General features: G+C 71.8%; 15 protein-coding genes. 12 read left to right on the top strand and 3 right to left on the bottom strand.

Translation table 11 applies throughout. The features are described 5' to 3' along the window. Window positions 1–64: 64 nt before the first annotated feature. Window positions 65–1,264, bottom strand: a complete 1,200-nt coding sequence (locus AB0F61_RS18060) for an ROK family transcriptional regulator (RefSeq protein ID WP_357810703.1) — start codon at window positions 1,262–1,264, stop codon at window positions 65–67. A 238-nt stretch (window positions 1,265–1,502) separates the two neighbouring features. Between AB0F61_RS18060 and AB0F61_RS18055 the strand changes: the two genes are divergently transcribed. From AB0F61_RS18055 to AB0F61_RS18035, 5 genes are all read left to right on the top strand, one after another. After that, window positions 1,503–2,801: a sugar ABC transporter substrate-binding protein gene (locus AB0F61_RS18055; RefSeq protein ID WP_357810701.1), complete on the top strand. Its 1,299-nt coding sequence runs from the start codon at window positions 1,503–1,505 to the stop codon at window positions 2,799–2,801. Between the two features lie 70 nt (window positions 2,802–2,871). Further along, window positions 2,872–3,864, top strand: coding sequence for a sugar ABC transporter permease (locus AB0F61_RS18050; RefSeq protein WP_357810698.1), 993 nt, complete (start codon window positions 2,872–2,874; stop codon window positions 3,862–3,864). Further along, window positions 3,857–4,696: a carbohydrate ABC transporter permease gene (locus tag AB0F61_RS18045; protein ID WP_357810695.1), complete on the top strand. Its 840-nt coding sequence runs from the start codon at window positions 3,857–3,859 to the stop codon at window positions 4,694–4,696. The genes AB0F61_RS18050 and AB0F61_RS18045 overlap by 8 nt, the downstream gene beginning before the upstream one ends. 29 nt (window positions 4,697–4,725) lie before the next feature. Beyond that, entirely contained in the window at window positions 4,726–6,102 is a 1,377-nt protein-coding gene (locus tag AB0F61_RS18040) for a GH1 family beta-glucosidase (protein ID WP_357810693.1), read from the top strand. A 116-nt stretch (window positions 6,103–6,218) separates the two neighbouring features. Then, on the top strand, window positions 6,219–6,887 hold the full coding sequence (locus AB0F61_RS18035) for a TMEM175 family protein (RefSeq protein WP_357810691.1): 669 nt from the start codon (window positions 6,219–6,221) through the stop codon (window positions 6,885–6,887). Here AB0F61_RS18035 and AB0F61_RS18030 read toward each other — a convergent pair. Then, window positions 6,874–7,461 carry a nucleotidyltransferase family protein gene (locus AB0F61_RS18030; RefSeq protein WP_357810688.1) on the bottom strand — a complete coding sequence of 196 codons (588 nt, stop codon included), beginning with the start codon at window positions 7,459–7,461 and terminating at the stop codon, window positions 6,874–6,876. The genes AB0F61_RS18035 and AB0F61_RS18030 overlap by 14 nt on opposite strands. Window positions 7,462–7,580: 119 nt before the next feature. Between AB0F61_RS18030 and AB0F61_RS18025 the strand changes: the two genes are divergently transcribed. The 7 genes from AB0F61_RS18025 to AB0F61_RS17995 all read left to right on the top strand — a co-directional run bounded on the left by AB0F61_RS18025 (window position 7,581) and on the right by AB0F61_RS17995 (window position 13,863). Then, window positions 7,581–8,078, top strand: a complete 498-nt coding sequence (locus AB0F61_RS18025; RefSeq protein ID WP_357810923.1) for a 2Fe-2S iron-sulfur cluster-binding protein — start codon at window positions 7,581–7,583, stop codon at window positions 8,076–8,078. After that, entirely contained in the window at window positions 8,075–9,058 is a 984-nt protein-coding gene (locus tag AB0F61_RS18020) for a xanthine dehydrogenase family protein subunit M (RefSeq protein ID WP_357810685.1), read from the top strand. The genes AB0F61_RS18025 and AB0F61_RS18020 overlap by 4 nt, the downstream gene beginning before the upstream one ends. After that, entirely contained in the window at window positions 9,055–11,145 is a 2,091-nt protein-coding gene (locus AB0F61_RS18015; protein WP_357810683.1) for a xanthine dehydrogenase family protein molybdopterin-binding subunit, read from the top strand. The genes AB0F61_RS18020 and AB0F61_RS18015 overlap by 4 nt, the downstream gene beginning before the upstream one ends. Window positions 11,146–11,172: 27 nt before the next feature. Beyond that, the gene (locus AB0F61_RS18010) at window positions 11,173–11,538 is read left to right on the top strand and encodes a metalloregulator ArsR/SmtB family transcription factor (RefSeq protein WP_357810680.1); all 366 of its coding nucleotides are present in this window, start codon (window positions 11,173–11,175) and stop codon (window positions 11,536–11,538) included. After that, window positions 11,538–12,179, top strand: a complete 642-nt coding sequence (locus AB0F61_RS18005) for an SRPBCC family protein (protein WP_357810677.1) — start codon at window positions 11,538–11,540, stop codon at window positions 12,177–12,179. Before AB0F61_RS18010 ends, AB0F61_RS18005 begins: the two co-directional genes overlap by 1 nt. A gap of 157 nt (window positions 12,180–12,336) precedes the next feature. Beyond that, a complete protein-coding gene (locus AB0F61_RS18000; protein WP_357810675.1) occupies window positions 12,337–12,846 on the top strand; it encodes an NUDIX domain-containing protein in 510 nt (169 codons plus the stop codon). A gap of 207 nt (window positions 12,847–13,053) precedes the next feature. Beyond that, window positions 13,054–13,863, top strand: coding sequence for an SAM-dependent methyltransferase (locus tag AB0F61_RS17995; RefSeq protein ID WP_357810672.1), 810 nt, complete (start codon window positions 13,054–13,056; stop codon window positions 13,861–13,863). Between the two features lie 29 nt (window positions 13,864–13,892). Here the strand turns inward: AB0F61_RS17995 and AB0F61_RS17990 are convergent, their stop codons facing one another. Further along, window positions 13,893–15,839 carry an ABC transporter ATP-binding protein gene (locus AB0F61_RS17990; RefSeq protein ID WP_357810920.1) on the bottom strand — a complete coding sequence of 649 codons (1,947 nt, stop codon included), beginning with the start codon at window positions 15,837–15,839 and terminating at the stop codon, window positions 13,893–13,895. Window positions 15,840–15,907: the final 68 nt, after the last annotated feature.

Raw genomic sequence — 15,907 nt, 5'->3', positions numbered from 1 at the left:
CTTCGTTATTTATCCCGAGGATTCTTTTTGTGTAATTCGCCGTCGGCGCTGCCGTCGTCCCCGCTCAGCGGCGGATGCCGCCCTCGGTGAGGAAGCGGGCGATCGGCAGCGTGGCGGCACCCAACGCCACCGCGTCCACGCCGAGGCGGCACAGCTCGATCGACGCCTGCTCGAACGGTTGGCGCAACGCCTGCCGGCCGGCGGCCTCGCGGACGGCCGGCAGCAGGTCGCCGAGCGCCATCGCCGCCCAGCCGCCGAGCACCACCCGCTCCGGGTTGAACAGGTTGATCAGGTTCGCCACGCCCGCGCCGAGGTAGCCGGCGGTCTCGTCCAGCACCCGTCGGGCGGTCACCGAGGTGTCGGCGGCGGCGACGAGCGCGGCGAGCTGGGACTCCTCGTCCTCGCCCGGCACCTGTCGACCTCGGCGCGCCTCCCGGTAGCGGTCGATGATCGCCTCCGCGCCCACGTACGCCTCCAGGCAGCCGCGCGCGCCGCACCGGCAGGCCCGGCCGCCGTACACCAGGGTGGTGTGCCCCCACTCCCCCGCGCTGCTGGACGCGCCCCGGTAGGTGGCGCCGCCGGTCACCACCGACGCGCCCACGCCGGAGCCGACGAGCGCGAAGACGGCGTGCCGGGCGCCCCGGCCGGCGCCGAACCACATCTCGGCCTGGCCGAGGGTCTTCGCGCCGTTGTCGATGTGCAGGGGCAGGTCGGTGCCCGCGTTGATCAGCCGCTCCAGCGGCACCCGGTCCCAGCCGAGGGCCTGGGCGTGCACGACGGCCTCGACGCCCTGCTCCACCACCCCGGAGACGCCGATGCCGACGCCGAGCACGTCGCCGGGGGCCACCTGCGCCTGCCCGGTCACCGCGTCGATGCCGGCAAGCACGTGCCCGGCCACCAGGTCGGGCTCGGTCCGGGCCGGGTCGAGCGGGTACTCGATGCTGGCCAGCAGGGTCATCGCGAAGTCGAACAACTCCACCCGGACCCGGGTCTCGCCGACGTCCACGCCGACCACGAAGGCGAAACGGGGCGCGATCCGCAGCAGCATGCTGGGTCGACCGCCGTCGGACTCGGCGGCTCCGGCCTCGGCGACCAGCCCCTCGTCGATCAGGTCGGCCACCACGTTGCTGACCGCCGGCTGACTCAGCCCGGTGCTGCGCACCAGGTCCTGCCGGGTGAGCGGACCGTCGAGGAAGAGCTTGGTCAGCAGGGCGGACCGGTTGCGCAGCCGCACGCTGCGGTTGGTGGCACGCGCCAGCTCCACTCGTCACCTCGTTCCCGTCGGCCGTTCGAGGCGACTGTAACCGCCTCGTGCTTGACGACCCACCGACCAGCCACTTTAATGACGACATAAATTAAGCCGTGATGTAACTCCCGGGAAACGCCGACGGACCCCGACGGCGCACCCCCGAACCCCTGTCCGCAGCCGACCGCCCGTCGCCCCGACCCCTATCGGCGACGGAGGTCGGCGGACCCCCACCACGCACCGGAAGGGCTGACCCGTGTCGAGACGACACCTCGGGATATTCACCGCCGCCGTACTGGCCGCCGCCTCGCTGACCGCCTGCGGCGGCTCCGGCGACGACTCCGCCGCCTCGCCCAAGACGCTCACCTACTGGGCCAGCAACCAGGGCGCCAGCCTGGAGGCCGACAAGGCGACCCTCCAGCCCGAGCTGGACAAGTTCGAGAAGCAGACCGGGATCAAGGTCACCGTCGAGGTGGTCCCCTGGTCGGACCTGCTCAACCGCCTGCTCGCGGCCGCCACCTCGGGCAAGGGCCCGGACGTGGTCAACATCGGCAACACCTGGTCGGCGTCGTTGCAGGCCACCGGCGCGCTCGTCGAGTTCGACGACGCCACCCTGCAGGCCGTCGGCGGCAAGGACCGGATCGTGCCCGCCGCGCTCGCCGCCGCCGGCGCCCCCGGCAAGCCGCCGGCCGCCGTGCCGCTCTACAGCATGGCGTACAGCCTGTACTACAACAAGAAGGCGTTCGCCGACGCCGGCATCACCGCGCCGCCGACCACCTGGGAGCAGCTCGCCGAGGCCGGCAAGAAGCTGAGCACCGGCGGCAAGTGGGGCCTGGCGATCGAGGGCGCCAACCCGTCGGAGAACGCCCACCACGCGTTCACCTTCAGCCAGCAGTACGGCGGCGAGTGGTTCGACTCGGCCGGCAAGCCGACCTTCGACACCCCGCAGAACGTCTCGGCGATCAAGCGGTACATCGACTTCATGGCCGCCGACAAGATCACCAACCCGAGCAACGCGGAGTACGCGCAGAACCAGTCGGTCTCCGACTTCGCCAACGGCAAGGCCGCCATGCTGCTGTGGCAGTCCGCCGGCTCGAACCTCAAGACGCAGAACATGCCCGCCGACGCGTACGGGGTGGCCCCGGTGCCGTTCCTGGCCAACCCGCCGGCCGGCGGCAAGAAGGTCAACAGCATGGTCGCCGGCATCAACATGGCGGTCTTCAAGCACACCAAGAACAAGGACGGCGCGCTGAGCTTCGTCAAGTTCATGACCAGCGACGAGGAGCAGACCCTCCTCAACAAGACGTACGGCTCGCTGCCGGCGGTGAAGACCGCGGGCTCCGACCCGGCGTTCAGCGCCACGGAGCAGAAGAACATCCAGGAGACCCTGGTCACCACCGCGGCCCCGCTTCCGCAGGTGCCCGAGGAGAGCACCTTCGAGACCCTGGTCGGCACCGCGATGAAGGAGCTGTTCGCGGACGCGGCCAGCGGCAAGCCCGTCACCGAGGCCTCGGTGAAGGCGAAGCTGACCGACGCGCAGCAGAAGATGCGCTGACCCAGGCGTCACCGGTGGCCGTGGTCAGGTGCTGAGCCTGACCACGGCCACCGCCTCCGAGAGGACCCCGATGGCAACCAGCACCACCGCGCCGGACGCCGACCGGCGCGAACCCCGGGCCGGATCACCGGCCCGGCGGCCGGACCGCCGGCCCCGCGGCCCCCGCCGCTCACTCCTGCCGTACCTGCTGCTCGCGCCGGCCATCGTGCTGGAACTCGCCATCCACGTGATCCCGATGGTGGTCGGGGTCTGGATGAGCCTGCTGGAGCTGACCCAGTTCCACATCCGCGACTGGTCCACCGCGCCCTTCGTCGGGTTCGAGAACTACCGGGCGACGCTCAACCTCAACAGCGCCGCCGGCAAGGAACTGCTGCACTCGTTCTGGATCACCCTGGCCTACAGCCTGCTCTCGGTCGGGTTCGCCTGGCTGCTCGGCATCGCGGCGGCGGTCGTCCTGCAACGGCCGTTCCGGGGCCGGGCGATCCTGCGGGCGCTCTTCCTCACCCCGTACGCCCTGCCGGTCTACGCCGCGGTGATCACCTGGAGCTTCCTGCTGCAACGCGACACCGGCCTGGTCAACCACGTCCTGGTCGACCAGCTCGGGCTGCTCAACGAGCGGCCGTTCTGGCTCATCGGTGACAACAGCTTCTGGTCGCTGCTGGTGGTGTCGGTGTGGCGCAACTGGCCGTTCGCGTTCCTCTGCCTGATGGCCGGTCTGCAGAACGTGCCCGGCGAGCTGTACGAGGCCGCCGCGATCGACGGCGCCGGGTTCTGGCGTCGGCTGCGCTCGGTCACCCTGCCGATGCTGCGGCCGGTGAACCTGGTGCTGCTGCTGGTGCTGTTCCTGTGGACCTTCAACGACTTCAACACCCCGTTCGTGCTCTTCGGCGGCTCCGCCCCCCAGCAGGCCGACCTCATCTCCATCCACATCTACCGCAGTTCCTTCAAGACCTGGGACTTCGGCTCCGGCTCGGCCATGTCGGTGGCGCTGCTGCTGTTCCTGATGATCGTCTCGGCCGCCTACCTGCTGATCACCAACCGTCGGAGGGACGACCATGCGTGAGACCGCCGGTGAGCGCTGGGGTCGGCGCATCGTGCTGACCCTGCTCACCCTCTTCGTCGTCATCCCGCTCTACGTGATGGTCACCTCCGCGGCGAAGCCGTTGCAGGACGTGCAGAACGGCTTCACCTGGTGGCCGAGCCGGCCCACGCTGCAACCGTTCGTGGACATGTGGAGCACCGTGCCACTGGCCCGGTACCTGGTGAACAGCCTCGTGGTGTCGAGCATCGCGGCGGTCTGCTCGGTGGCGGTGGCCATCTTCGCGGCGTTCGCGGTCAGCCGGTACCGGTTCCGGGGCCGGGGCGTCTTCACGGTGACGGTGCTGTCCACCCAGATGTTCCCCGGCATCCTGTTCCTGCTGCCGCTGTTCCTCATCTACGTCAACCTGGGCAACGCCACAGGCATCGAGCTGTACGCCAGCCGTACCGGCCTGGTGATCACCTACCTGACCTTCTCGCTGCCGTTCTCGATCTGGATGCTGGTCGGCTACTTCGACTCGATCCCCCGAGGGCTGGACGAGGCGGCGCAGGTCGACGGGGCCGGGCCGCTGCGCACCCTGTTCCAGGTCATCCTGCCGGCCGCCGTGCCCGGCGTCGTGGCGGTCACCGTGTACGCGTTCATGACCGCCTGGGGCGAGGTGCTCTTCGCCTCGGTGATGACCGACGAGGGCAGCCGCACCCTGGCCGTCGGCCTCCAGGGCTACTCCACCCAGTTCAACGTCTACTGGAACCAGATCATGGCCGCCTCGCTGGTGGTCAGCATCCCGGTCGTCGTCGGGTTCCTGGCCCTGCAGCGCTACTTCGTCGCCGGCCTCACCGCCGGCGCGGTCAAGTGAGTCAGTCAATCCCAGAGGAGAACCGTCCCGTGCCCGACCTGTCCAAGCTGCCACCCGACTTCCTCTGGGGTGTCGCCACGGCGGCGTACCAGATCGAGGGGGCCGTCGACGTCGACGGCCGGGCGCCGTCCATCTGGGACACCTTCTCGGCGATCCCCGGCAACGTCGACAACGGCGACACCGGCGCGGTGGCCTGCGACCACTACCACCGGTGGCCGGAGGACCTGGCGCTGCTGCGCCGGCTCGGCGTGGACGCGTACCGCTTCTCGGTGGCCTGGCCCCGGGTCATGCCCGACGGCGTCGGGCGGGTCAACGCCGCCGGGCTGGACTTCTACGACCGGCTCGTCGACAAGCTGCTCGCCGACGGGATCCGGCCGTTCGTCACGCTCTACCACTGGGATCTGCCGCAGGCGTTGCAGGATCGGGGCGGCTGGCCGGAGCGCTCCACCGCCGAGGCGTTCGCCGACTACGCGGCGGTGGTGGCCGCCCGGCTCGGTGACCGGGTGGGCGACTGGAGCACCGTCAACGAACCCCTCTGCGTGTCCTGGATCGGGCACCTCGAGGGGAAGATGGCCCCCGGCGAGCGGGACCTGACCCGCGCGGTGCACACCTCGCACCACGTGCTGCTCGGGCACGGGCTGGCCACCCAGGCGATCCGGGCCAACGCCGCCCGGCCGGCCTCGGTGGGTCTGGTGCTCAACCTCAGCCCGATCGAGGCGGCCACCGACCGACCCGAGGACGTCGCGGCCGCCCGCCGGGCCGACGGGCACGTCAACAGGTGGTGGCTGGACCCGATCCACGGACGCGGCTACCCGGCCGACATGATCGCCACCTACGGGGTCGAGCCGCCGGTACGCGGCGACGACCTGGCGGTGATCGCCACGCCCACCGACTACCTCGGGGTGAACTACTACTTCCGTCAGCTTGTGGTCGACGACCCGACCGGGCCGGCCCCGTACGCCCGGCAGGTGCCGGTGCCCGGCTCGGTGGAGACCGCGATGGGCTGGGAGAACTACCCGCCCGGGCTGGAGCGGCTGCTCGTCGACGTGCACGAGGAGTACCGGCCCGGCCGGATCATCGTCACCGAGAGCGGCTCGGCGTGGCCGGACGAGGTCACCGCGGACGGCACGGTGGAGGACAAGGAGCGCACCGACCACCTGGAGCAGCACCTGGCGGCGTGCGCGTCGGCGGTGGCCCGGGGTGTGCCGCTGGCCGGCTACTTCGTCTGGTCGCTGCTGGACAACTTCGAGTGGGCGTACGGCTACGACAAGCGCTTCGGGCTGGTGCACGTCGACTACGCCACCCAGCGCCGGACGGTGAAGGCGAGCGGCCTGCGCTACGCCGAGCTGATCCGCGCCCACCAGCGTCTCGCCGGGGCGACCGGCGCCGCGACACCGGTGGCCTGAACAGGGGCGGTGAGGCTGGCCGCCCGGGTTGCCGCAGTGGCGACCCGGGCGGCCGTCGCCGTCCCGGTCCGACCGAACCCGCCTCCGACACCGTCGCGACTCGCTAGCCTGCGGCAATGTCCGCAGCACCCGACGAGGTCGAGCAGCCTGACGCCGGAGCGCGAGTGTCCGGCATCGACCGGATGACTGCCTTCAGCGACGGCGTGTTCGCCATCGTCATCACACTGCTCGTCATCGAGTTGCGGGTGCCGGAGTACCACGAGGGCGAGTTGCTGACCGGACTGCTCGGCGAGGGCGCCTCCTACCTGGCCTTCGTGGTGTCGTTCGTCTACGTCGGGGTGCTCTGGCTCAACCATCACGCGCTGCTGCGGCTGATCCGCGGCACCACGCTCACGCTGAGCTGGATCAACCTCGGCGTGCTCTTCGGTGCGGTGATCATTCCGTTCCCCACCGCCGTGCTGGCGTCGGCGTTCACCCACGGCGACACCGACGACCAGCGCGCGGCCGTCGCCCTGTACGCGCTGTCCGCCGCGCTGATGTCGGCCCCCTGGCTGGTGTTCTTCGGCTACCTGCGCCGGCATCCGGCGCTGCTGCGGCGCGGAGTCGGTCCCGGGTACGTGCGCAGGCAGCGACTGCGACCGGTGACCGGCCTGGTCCTGTACGCGCTCGGCGGTCTGCTCGGCTGGTTCGTCAATCCGCTGCTGGGCCTGCTCGCCGTCATCTTCATGATCACCTATCACGCGGTGACGAGCGAGGGGTTGCCGCGCTGGCTCACCCGTCGCTGAGGGCGCGCAGCCGCAGCAGGTCGGCCGGGGTGTCCACGTCGAGCGGTGCGCCAACGTCGTCGCAGGGCACCTCGACCACCAGGTCCGGGCGCTCGCGCAGCAGGTCGCGGGCACCCCGGTCGCCGACCGCGTAGCTGTCCAGCAGCGGCCAGCTGCCCCGACCCAGCAGGACCGGGTGCCCCGGACGGCCGGCGTAGGTGGCGACCGCGACCAGCGCACCGCCGGCGTACGCCGCCCGCACCCGCCGGATGGCGACGGGGCTGAGCAGCGGCTGGTCGACGAGGACCACGACCGCGGCCGACACGTCGGGCGGCAGCGAGGCCAGGCCCCGGCGCAGCGACGATCCCAGCCCTTCGCGCCAGCGGTCGTGGCGGACCGGCACCGCGCCGGGCAGGTCGGGCACCTCGTCGGCGCCCGCGCCGAGCACCACGTGCACGGGTGTGCAACCGCCGTCGCCGAGCAGGCGGACCGCGCGCCGCACCAGCGGCTCGCCATCCAGCTCGACAAGCGCCTTCGGGCGGCCGTAGCGCCGACCGGCCCCGGCGGCGAGCAGCAGTCCGGCGATCACCGGCATCACCCCCGTCCGGACGGCTTTGCGTTATTCGCCCTTAGATGTACCGATAAAGCTAGTCTGGGCCGGTGCAGGGCGGACCCGAGAACGCGACGACAACCGACGAGCCGCACTCGTCCCGGGTGGCGTTCGAGGTCAACGGCTCGGCACGGACGATGACGCTTGACAACCGCACCACACTGCTCGACGCGCTGCGCGAGCACCTCGGCCTGACCGGGGCGAAGAAGGGTTGCGACCACGGCCAGTGCGGCTCCTGCACGGTGCTGCTCGATGGTCGCCGGGTGAAGAGCTGCCTGGTCTTCGCGGTCACGCTGGACGGACGCTCGGTGGTCAGCGTCGAAGGGTTGGCCGGGCCGGACGACCTGTCCCCGTTGCAGGCCGCGTTCATCGCGCACGACGCCTTCCAGTGCGGCTACTGCACCCCGGGGCAGCTCTGCTCCGCACGCGGCATGCTCGACGAGGTCGCCCAGGGCTGGCCCAGCGCGGTCACCGACGACCTGAGCGGGCCGGTCGAGCTGACCGACGCGGAGATCCGCGAACGGATGGCCGGCAACCTGTGCCGCTGCGCCGCGTACCCGCACATCGTGGCGGCCGTCCGTGAGACGGCCGCGACGCCATGAGGGCGTTCCGCTACCACCGACCGGCGGACGTGGCCGACGCGGTCGCCGTGCTCAGCGCGGAGCCGCAGGCGGCCTACCTGGGCGGCGGGACCAACCTGGTGGACCTGATGAAACTCGGGGTGCAGCGCCCCGACGTGCTGGTGGACGTGACCGGGCTTCCGCTGGACACCGTCGAGGAGTTGCCCGATGGCGGGCTGCGGATCGGCGCGACAGTGCGCAACAGTGACCTCGCCGCCCACCCGGTGGTCCGCCGGGACTACCCGGTGCTGGCCCGCGCCCTGCTCGCCGCCGCCTCCGGACAGCTCCGGAACATGGCCACCACCGGCGGCAACCTGTTGCAGCGCACCCGCTGCGTCTACTTCCAGGACACCGGCAAGGCGTGCAACAAGCGGGAGCCGGGCAGCGGTTGCGCCGCCCTGCACGGTGAGAACCGCGACCTGGCGGTGCTGGACTGGTCCGAGCAGTGCGTGGCCACCCACCCGTCCGACCTGGCCGTGGCGCTTGCCGCACTCGACACGGTGGTGGAGGTGCACGAGCCCGACGGGCCCCGCGACATCCCGATCGCCGCCCTGTACCGCTCCCCCGGCACCCACCCGGAACGGGAGACCACAGTGGCCCGGGGCACCCTGATCACCGCCGTCCGGTTGCCACCGCTGCCGGCCGCACGCCGCTCGACGTACCTCAAGGTGCGCGACCGCGCCTCGTTCGCCTTCGCCGTCGGCTCGGTGGCCGCGGTGCTGGACCTCGACGGGGACGTGGTCCGCGACGTGCGGCTGGCGTACGGGGCGGTGGCGCACCGACCGTGGCGGGCCTACCGGGCCGAGGCGGAGCTGCGGGGCCGACCGTTCAGCCCCGAGCTGGCCGCGCGGGCCGCCGACGCGGAGCTGGCCGAGGCCCGACCGTTGCGACACAACGGCTTCAAGGTGCCGCTGACCCGGGCCATCACCGTGCGGGCGCTCAGCGAACTGGCGTCGTCATGACCACCGACGCCGTCGGCCGCGCGTACCCCCGGTTGGAGGGCCGAGAGAAGGTCACCGGCACGGCCCGGTACGCGGTGGAGTACCCGGTGGACGGGATCACCTACGGCTGGGCGGTGCCGTCGGCGGTGGTCCGGGGCCGGATCACCCGGATCGACACCACCGAGGCGCTCGCGTCGCCGGGCGTACTGGCCGTCCTGCATTACGGCAACGCGCCCCGCCTCGCGCCCGGCCCCGAGCGGGAGCTGTGGCTGTTGCAGGAGCCGGCGGTGCACTACCGGGGGCAGTACGTCGCAGTGGTCGTGGCCACCAGCCTGGAGGCGGCCCGCGAGGGCGCCCGGCTGGTCCGGATCGACTACGACGCCGGCCCGCACAGCACGGTGCTCACCGACGACCACCCCGGCCTGTACCGGCCGGACCACGTCAACCCCAGCTATCCGACGGACACCGCCGAGGGTGACTTCGACGCCGGGTACGCGGCGGCACCGGTGCGGGTGGACGCCACGTACCGCACGCCGGCGTACCACAACAACCCGATGGAGCCGCACGCCACGACCGCGCGGTGGCGCGACGGCCGACTGCTGGTGCACGACTCCACGCAGGGCGCGTCACCGGTGCGGGCCACCCTCGCCGAGCTGTTCGAGCTGCCCCCGGAGTCGATCCGGGTGGTCGCCGAGCACGTCGGCGGCGGCTTCGGCAGCAAGGGGTACGCCAAGTCCTCGGTGGTGCTGGCCGCCCTCGCGGCCCGGCACGTGGACCGACCGGTGAAGCTGGCGCTGACCCGTCAGCAGATCTTCGGGCCCGTCGGGTACCGCACGCCCACGATCCAGCGGGTCCGCCTCGCCGCCGACGCCGACGGGCGACTCACCGCGATCTGCCACGACGCGATAAGCCAGACCTCGACCATCCACGAGTTCGCCGAGCAGACCGCCGTCTACACCCGCAGCATGTACGCCGCACCCCACCGCCGCACCACGCACCGACTGGTCCGCCTCGACGTGCCCACGCCGTTCTGGATGCGCGCACCCGGCGAGTGCCCCGGCGCGTACGCCCTGGAGTCGGCGATGGACGAGCTGGCCATCGCCGCCGGCATCGACCCGGTGGAGCTGCGCATCCGCAACGACACGGCGGTCGACCCGGACCAGGGGCGGCCGTTCACCAGCCGCAATCTGGTGGCCTGCCTGCGCGAGGGCGCGCAGCGGTTCGGCTGGACCGACCGGGACCCGACGCCTCGCGCCGGGCGCGACGGGCGCTGGCTGATCGGCACGGGGGTGGCCGGGTCGAGCTACCCGGCTCGGGCCAGGCCGTCGTCGGCCTCGGCCACCGCCCGGCCGGACGGGAGCTTCCTGGTCCGGATCAACGCCACCGACATCGGCACCGGCGCCCGGACGGCGATGTGGCAGGTGGCCGCCGACGCCCTCGGGGTGCCGCCGGAGCGGGTGGAGATCCACATCGGTGACAGCGCTCTGCCGTCCGCGCCGGTGGCCGGGGGCTCGATGGGCACCGCCAGTTGGAGCTGGGCGGTGATCCGGGCCTGTCAGGCGCTGGTCGGGAAACTGCGCGAGGGCGTGGAGCCGGACGGGGAGATGACCGTCGCGGTCGACACCGCCGAGGAGGTGGGCGGGCAGCCGGCCCTGCCCCGGTACGCGTACGGGGCGCAGTTCGTCGAGGTGCGGGTGGACGCGGACACCGGCGAGGTGCGGGTGAACCGGATGCTCGGGGTGTTCGCGGCCGGTCGGGTGGTGAACCCGACGACGGCCCGCAGTCAGCTCGTCGGCGGCATGACGATGGGGCTGTCGATGGCCCTGCACGAGGAGGGCCTGCTCGACGAGCGGTACGGCGACTGGGTCAACCACGACCTGGCGACCTATCACATCACCGGCTGCGCGGACGTGGAGTCCGTCGAGGCGTACTGGCTGGACGAGCGGGACGACGAGTTGAACCCGGCCGGGGTGAAGGGCATCGGCGAGATCGGCATCGTCGGCGCGGCGGCGGCCGTCGCCAACGCGGTGCACCATGCCACCGGTGTGCGGGTCCGCGACCTGCCGATCCGGCTGGACAAGCTGATCGGTTCATCACCCTTGGCTTAAATAAGCCGCTGCTGATATAAAGGTCTCGTGCACGCCTTCGACGTGCTGGGCGATCCGGTCCGGCGCCGCATCCTGGAGCTGCTCGCCACCGGCGAGCAGACCGCCGGCGCGGTGAGCGCGGTGATCCGCGACGAGTTCGGCATCTCCCAGCCCGCCGTGTCCCAACACCTCAAGGTGTTACGGGACAACGGTTTCGCCACCGTGCGGCCGGAGGGCGCCCGGCGGCTGTACGCGGTCGACCCACGGCCACTGCGCGAGGTCGACGGCTGGCTGGAGCACTTCCGCCGGTTCTGGACACCACCCCTGGCGGCACTCGCCACCGAGCTGGCCCGAGGCCGACGCGAACGTCGGCTGCGCGAGCCGGCCGACCCACCCGACGAGAGGAACACCTGATGTTCGACGCCACCGAGCAGATCAACGCCGTGCGGCGCACGGTCGGCAGCCGCACCCTGGAGGCCGGCGAGGCGCGGGTGACCACGATCAGCCAGACCTACCAGGCGACGGCCGAGGATCTGTGGGACGCCTGCACCAACGCCGAGCGCATCCCCCGCTGGTTCCTGCCGATCTCCGGCGACCTGCGGCTGCACGGCAAGTACGAGCTCCAGGGCAACGCCCACGGCGTCGTCGAGAGCTGCGAGCCGCCGCACCGCTTCACCGCCACCTGGGAAATGGGCGGCGAGGTGAGCTGGATCGAGGTGCGGATCACAGCGGTCGACGACGAGCGGGCCCGCCTCGACCTGGACCACATCGCGCACGTCGACCAGGACCGGTGGGCCCAGTTCGGGCCGGGCGCGGTCGGCGTCGGCTGGGATCTCGGGCTGCTCGGTCTCGCCACCTACCTGGCCGGCGACGGCAGCGGGGTCACCCCGGAGCAGAGCGCCGAGTGGAGCGCCTCACCCGAGGGGCGACGGGCCATGGAGCTGAGCAGCCGACTGTGGGGCGCGGCGAGCATCGCCGCCGGCACCGACCCCGACGAGGCGAACGCCGCCGCGGCGCGTACCACAGCCTTCTACACCGGCGCCCCGGAAGCCTGAGCGGCGGCGCGACAGCCCGCGCGGCACGGCGGCGGTGCGCGCGGCAGCCCGGGCGGCACTGCGGCGGTGCGCGCGACAGCCCGCGCGGCACGGCGGCGGCGCGCGGTAGGGCGGCGGCGGGGCGGCCTGCGCGTCGATCGGAGTAACGTGCTGCGGCATGACCGGCGCGCCGTACTCGCACTGCTCCTACTGCGGCGCGGCCTACCCGGCGGCGGCCGGGTGGCCGCGGGTCTGCGCGGTCTGCGGCGAGACCGTCTGGCGCAACCCGCTGCCCGTGGCGGTCGCGGTGCTGCCGGTCCGCACGGCCGACGGCCTGGGCGTGGTGGTGGTCCGCCGGGACATCGAGCCGGCCCGTGGGCTGCTCGCGCTGCCCGGCGGTTTCGTCGAGTACGGCGAGGAGTGGTCCGACGCGCTCGTTCGTGAGCTGCGGGAGGAGACCGGCCTGGTCGCGGCCGCCGAGGACGCCCGACTGTTCGCGGTGCACGGCGCCCCGGCGGGCGGCACGATGATGATCTTCGGGGTGTTGCCCGAGCGCGCCGCCGAGGACCTGCCACCGTCCACACCGACGGAGGAGGCAACCGAGTGGCTGGTGCTCACCGACCCGGTCGAGTTGGCGTTCTCCACCCACACACGGGTCCTCGCCGACTTCCTGACACCCACCTCTTGACGTCTCCAGCACCGGATTCGGCACCTGCCCACGCGGCCCACGGCAAGAGCCTCGATCCATTCTGGTGGCCCGACGACCTCTGACCGTGGCCTTTGCCGCCATCAGGCAGCACGGACAAGGGTTTCGTCGATCCGCAGTACCATGCGAGCGCCGCCGCGCCGCTAGGCTACGGCCTCGACGCCGGATGGCTGGTAAGGGGAGACGGACATGTCGCAGGACCGAGCTGAGCAGCCGGTGGGAGGTTCGGCCGCCAAGCTGGACACGACGGTGCCGCATTCGGCACGGGTATGGAACTACTGGCTCGGCGGTAAGGACAACTTCGCCCCGGATCGCGAGGTCGGCCAACAGGTACGGGCGGTCTTCCCGGAAATCGTCGAGGCGGCACGGTATTCGCGCGCGTTTCTCGGACGAGCGGTAACCTATCTCGCCGCAGAGGCGGGGATCCGCCAGTTCCTCGACGTCGGCACCGGCCTACCCACGGCCGACAACACCCACGAGGTCGCCCAACGGATCACGCCGCAGGCGCGCGTCGTCTACGTCGACAACGACCCGATGGTTCTCGCGCACGCCCGGGTGTTGCTGACCAGCAGCCAGGGGGGTGCCACCCAGTATGTCGACGCCGACCTGCGCGACCCGGAGAAGATCGTCCAGGACGCCCGCGAGACACTGGACTTCAGTGAGCCGATCGCGCTGATGATGTTGGGCGTCATGGGTCACGTCGAGAAGCCGGCCGAGGCGCGGGCCATCGTCAACGCACTGGTCTCGTCCCTACCCTCGGGCAGCTTTCTGGCGATGTCCGACGGTACGGCTACCAGCGAGCGGGTCATCGAGTCGCATCGGCAGTACAACGAAAGCGGTGCTCTGCCGTACCACCTGCGTGAGGTCGCCGACTTCACGGCGTTCTTCGACGGCCTCGACCTGGTCCAGCCGGGTGTCGTGCCGCTGGGGCACTGGCGGACTGACAGCAGGCCCGCGGCCGTGGTCGACGGCTACTGCGGGGTCGCCCGCAAGCTCTGACGCGGGAACTGCCCGATCAACAATTCCGGTCAGTGGGTGTCGGCGGAACGGCGTTCGTTGGTGCCGGTCAGGTAGCCGCTGGCCTGGAGGTCGAACAGCTCGCGGTAGAGGCCGCCGGCGGCCATCAGCTCGTCGTGACTGCCGTGCTGGACGAGTCGACCCCGTTCCAGCACGAAAATCCGGTCGGCGTGCCGGACGTTCGCCAGCCGGTGGGTGATCAGCACGACCGCTCGGTCGGGGCGGCGGCGCAGGTGCTGGAACAGGGCGTGTTCGGCGCGCGCGTCCAGGGCGGCCGAGGGTTCGTCACAGATCAGCAGCGCCGCGTCGCGATAGAGGCCGCGAGCCGCGACGAGCCGCTGCCACTGCCCGCCGGACAGTTCGTGGCCGTCCTTGAACTCCCGGTCGAGCAGCGTGTCGTAGCCGTGCGGCAGGCCGACGATCATGTCGTGCGCGGCGGCCGCGTGGGCCGCCTCCTGCACACTCGGGCCGGACCGGTCCGGTGGGCGATCGTGCCGGCCGACGCGGATGTTCTGCCCGGCAGTGAACGGGAACTTCCACCACTCCTGGGTCATCACGGCCACCTGGGCGCCCAGGGTCCGTGGGTCCAACTCGACGGCGTCGACCCCATCCCAACGGATCACCCCGCCGGTCGGCTGGTAGAGCCCCGCGATCAGTTTGGCCAGGGTGGTCTTGCCGGAGCCGTTCTCGCCGACCAGTGCGATCACCTCGCCCCGGCGCACGGTCAGGCTGACCCGGTCCACCGCCGGGGCGTCGGTGTCCGGGTAGCGCAGGCTCACGTCGTCCAACTCGATCACGTCGACACCGTCGGCCACCCGGTTGCCACCGATCGGCACCCGGGCCTGGGCGCGGGCCAGGAAGTCCTGGTAGTCCTGGTAGTAGAGGGCGTCCTCGTACAGCGAGTTGGTGGCGACGACCGCCACGCCCAGGCTGGTCCGCGCGGACTGCAACGCGAGCAGGGCGGTGGCCGCGGCGGCGAGCGCGACCATCCCGCTCAGCAGCAGACCACCGAGGACGGCGTACAGGCCGAAGGTGGCCAGCCCCGCCACCGTGGCCCCGACGACCCGGGTGCCGGTCTGCGAGCGGACCAGCCGCAGATGGGCGCGGGTCTCGACAGCCATCACCCCGCGATACTCGGCGAGCAGGAAGTCACGCATCTGGTACGCACGCACCTCGGCGGCGGTGTGCCGGTTGGCCATCAGGTGGGCCAGCATCCACATCCGGCGTCGCCGGGTGATCCGAGCCAGCATCGCCAGGTATTCCCGGCGGGCCATCCGCACGGCCGTGATCGCCTGGGGCACCGCGGCGAGCAGCAGGCAGGGCAGCAGCAGCGGTTGGATGACGGTCACCGCGACAGCGGTGGCGAGCATCCCGACCACGCCGGTGACCAGGTTGACGGTGTGGTCGACGATCCACGCCGCCTCGCCCATTCCCCGGTCGCGCGCGCGGTCCATCTCCTCGGCGAAGCCGGCATCGTCGAACGCGGCCAGGTCCACCGCCGTGGTGGCCTCGAACAGGCGCAACTCCACCTGGTAGTTGATCTGCGGGGTCAGCCGGGCCTGGGCCCAACCGGCCGCGATGGTCAGGCCACCGCGCGCCGACACCGCCGCCGCGGCCACGATCAGCGCCGGCAGGGCCGAGCGGACCCGGTCCGGGGTGGGGCCGGCCGCGAACAACTCGCGTAGCACGCTGGTCGTGGCGAGCAGGCCGAACGTGGTCATCACCCCGGCGGCGATGTTCAGGCCGATGGAGGCGATCGTGTCCCGACGGTTGGTGGACCAGGCCAGGCCGACCGCTTCCCGGACCAGCCGGGGCAGTCGGCGGGCCACCGCCCAGAAGCTGGTGTGCGCGAACTCGTGCGCGTGGTGCAGCCAGTCGCGATCCTCCAACTCCGGCAGCATCGTGCCCGGTGGATCATCCGGCTGGTCGTTCTCGGCGGGGGTGCGCTGGCGGGCCATCGACTCCACGGAACCCTCCTCGGGGGCGGGATCACGAACGCCGCCCGAGACTACTGCCCGCTACCGCC

The organism is Micromonospora sp. NPDC023888 (assembly GCF_040639415.1).
Lineage (GTDB): Bacteria > Actinomycetota > Actinomycetes > Mycobacteriales > Micromonosporaceae > Micromonospora.
This window is presented reverse-complemented; position numbering and strand designations above follow the sequence as displayed.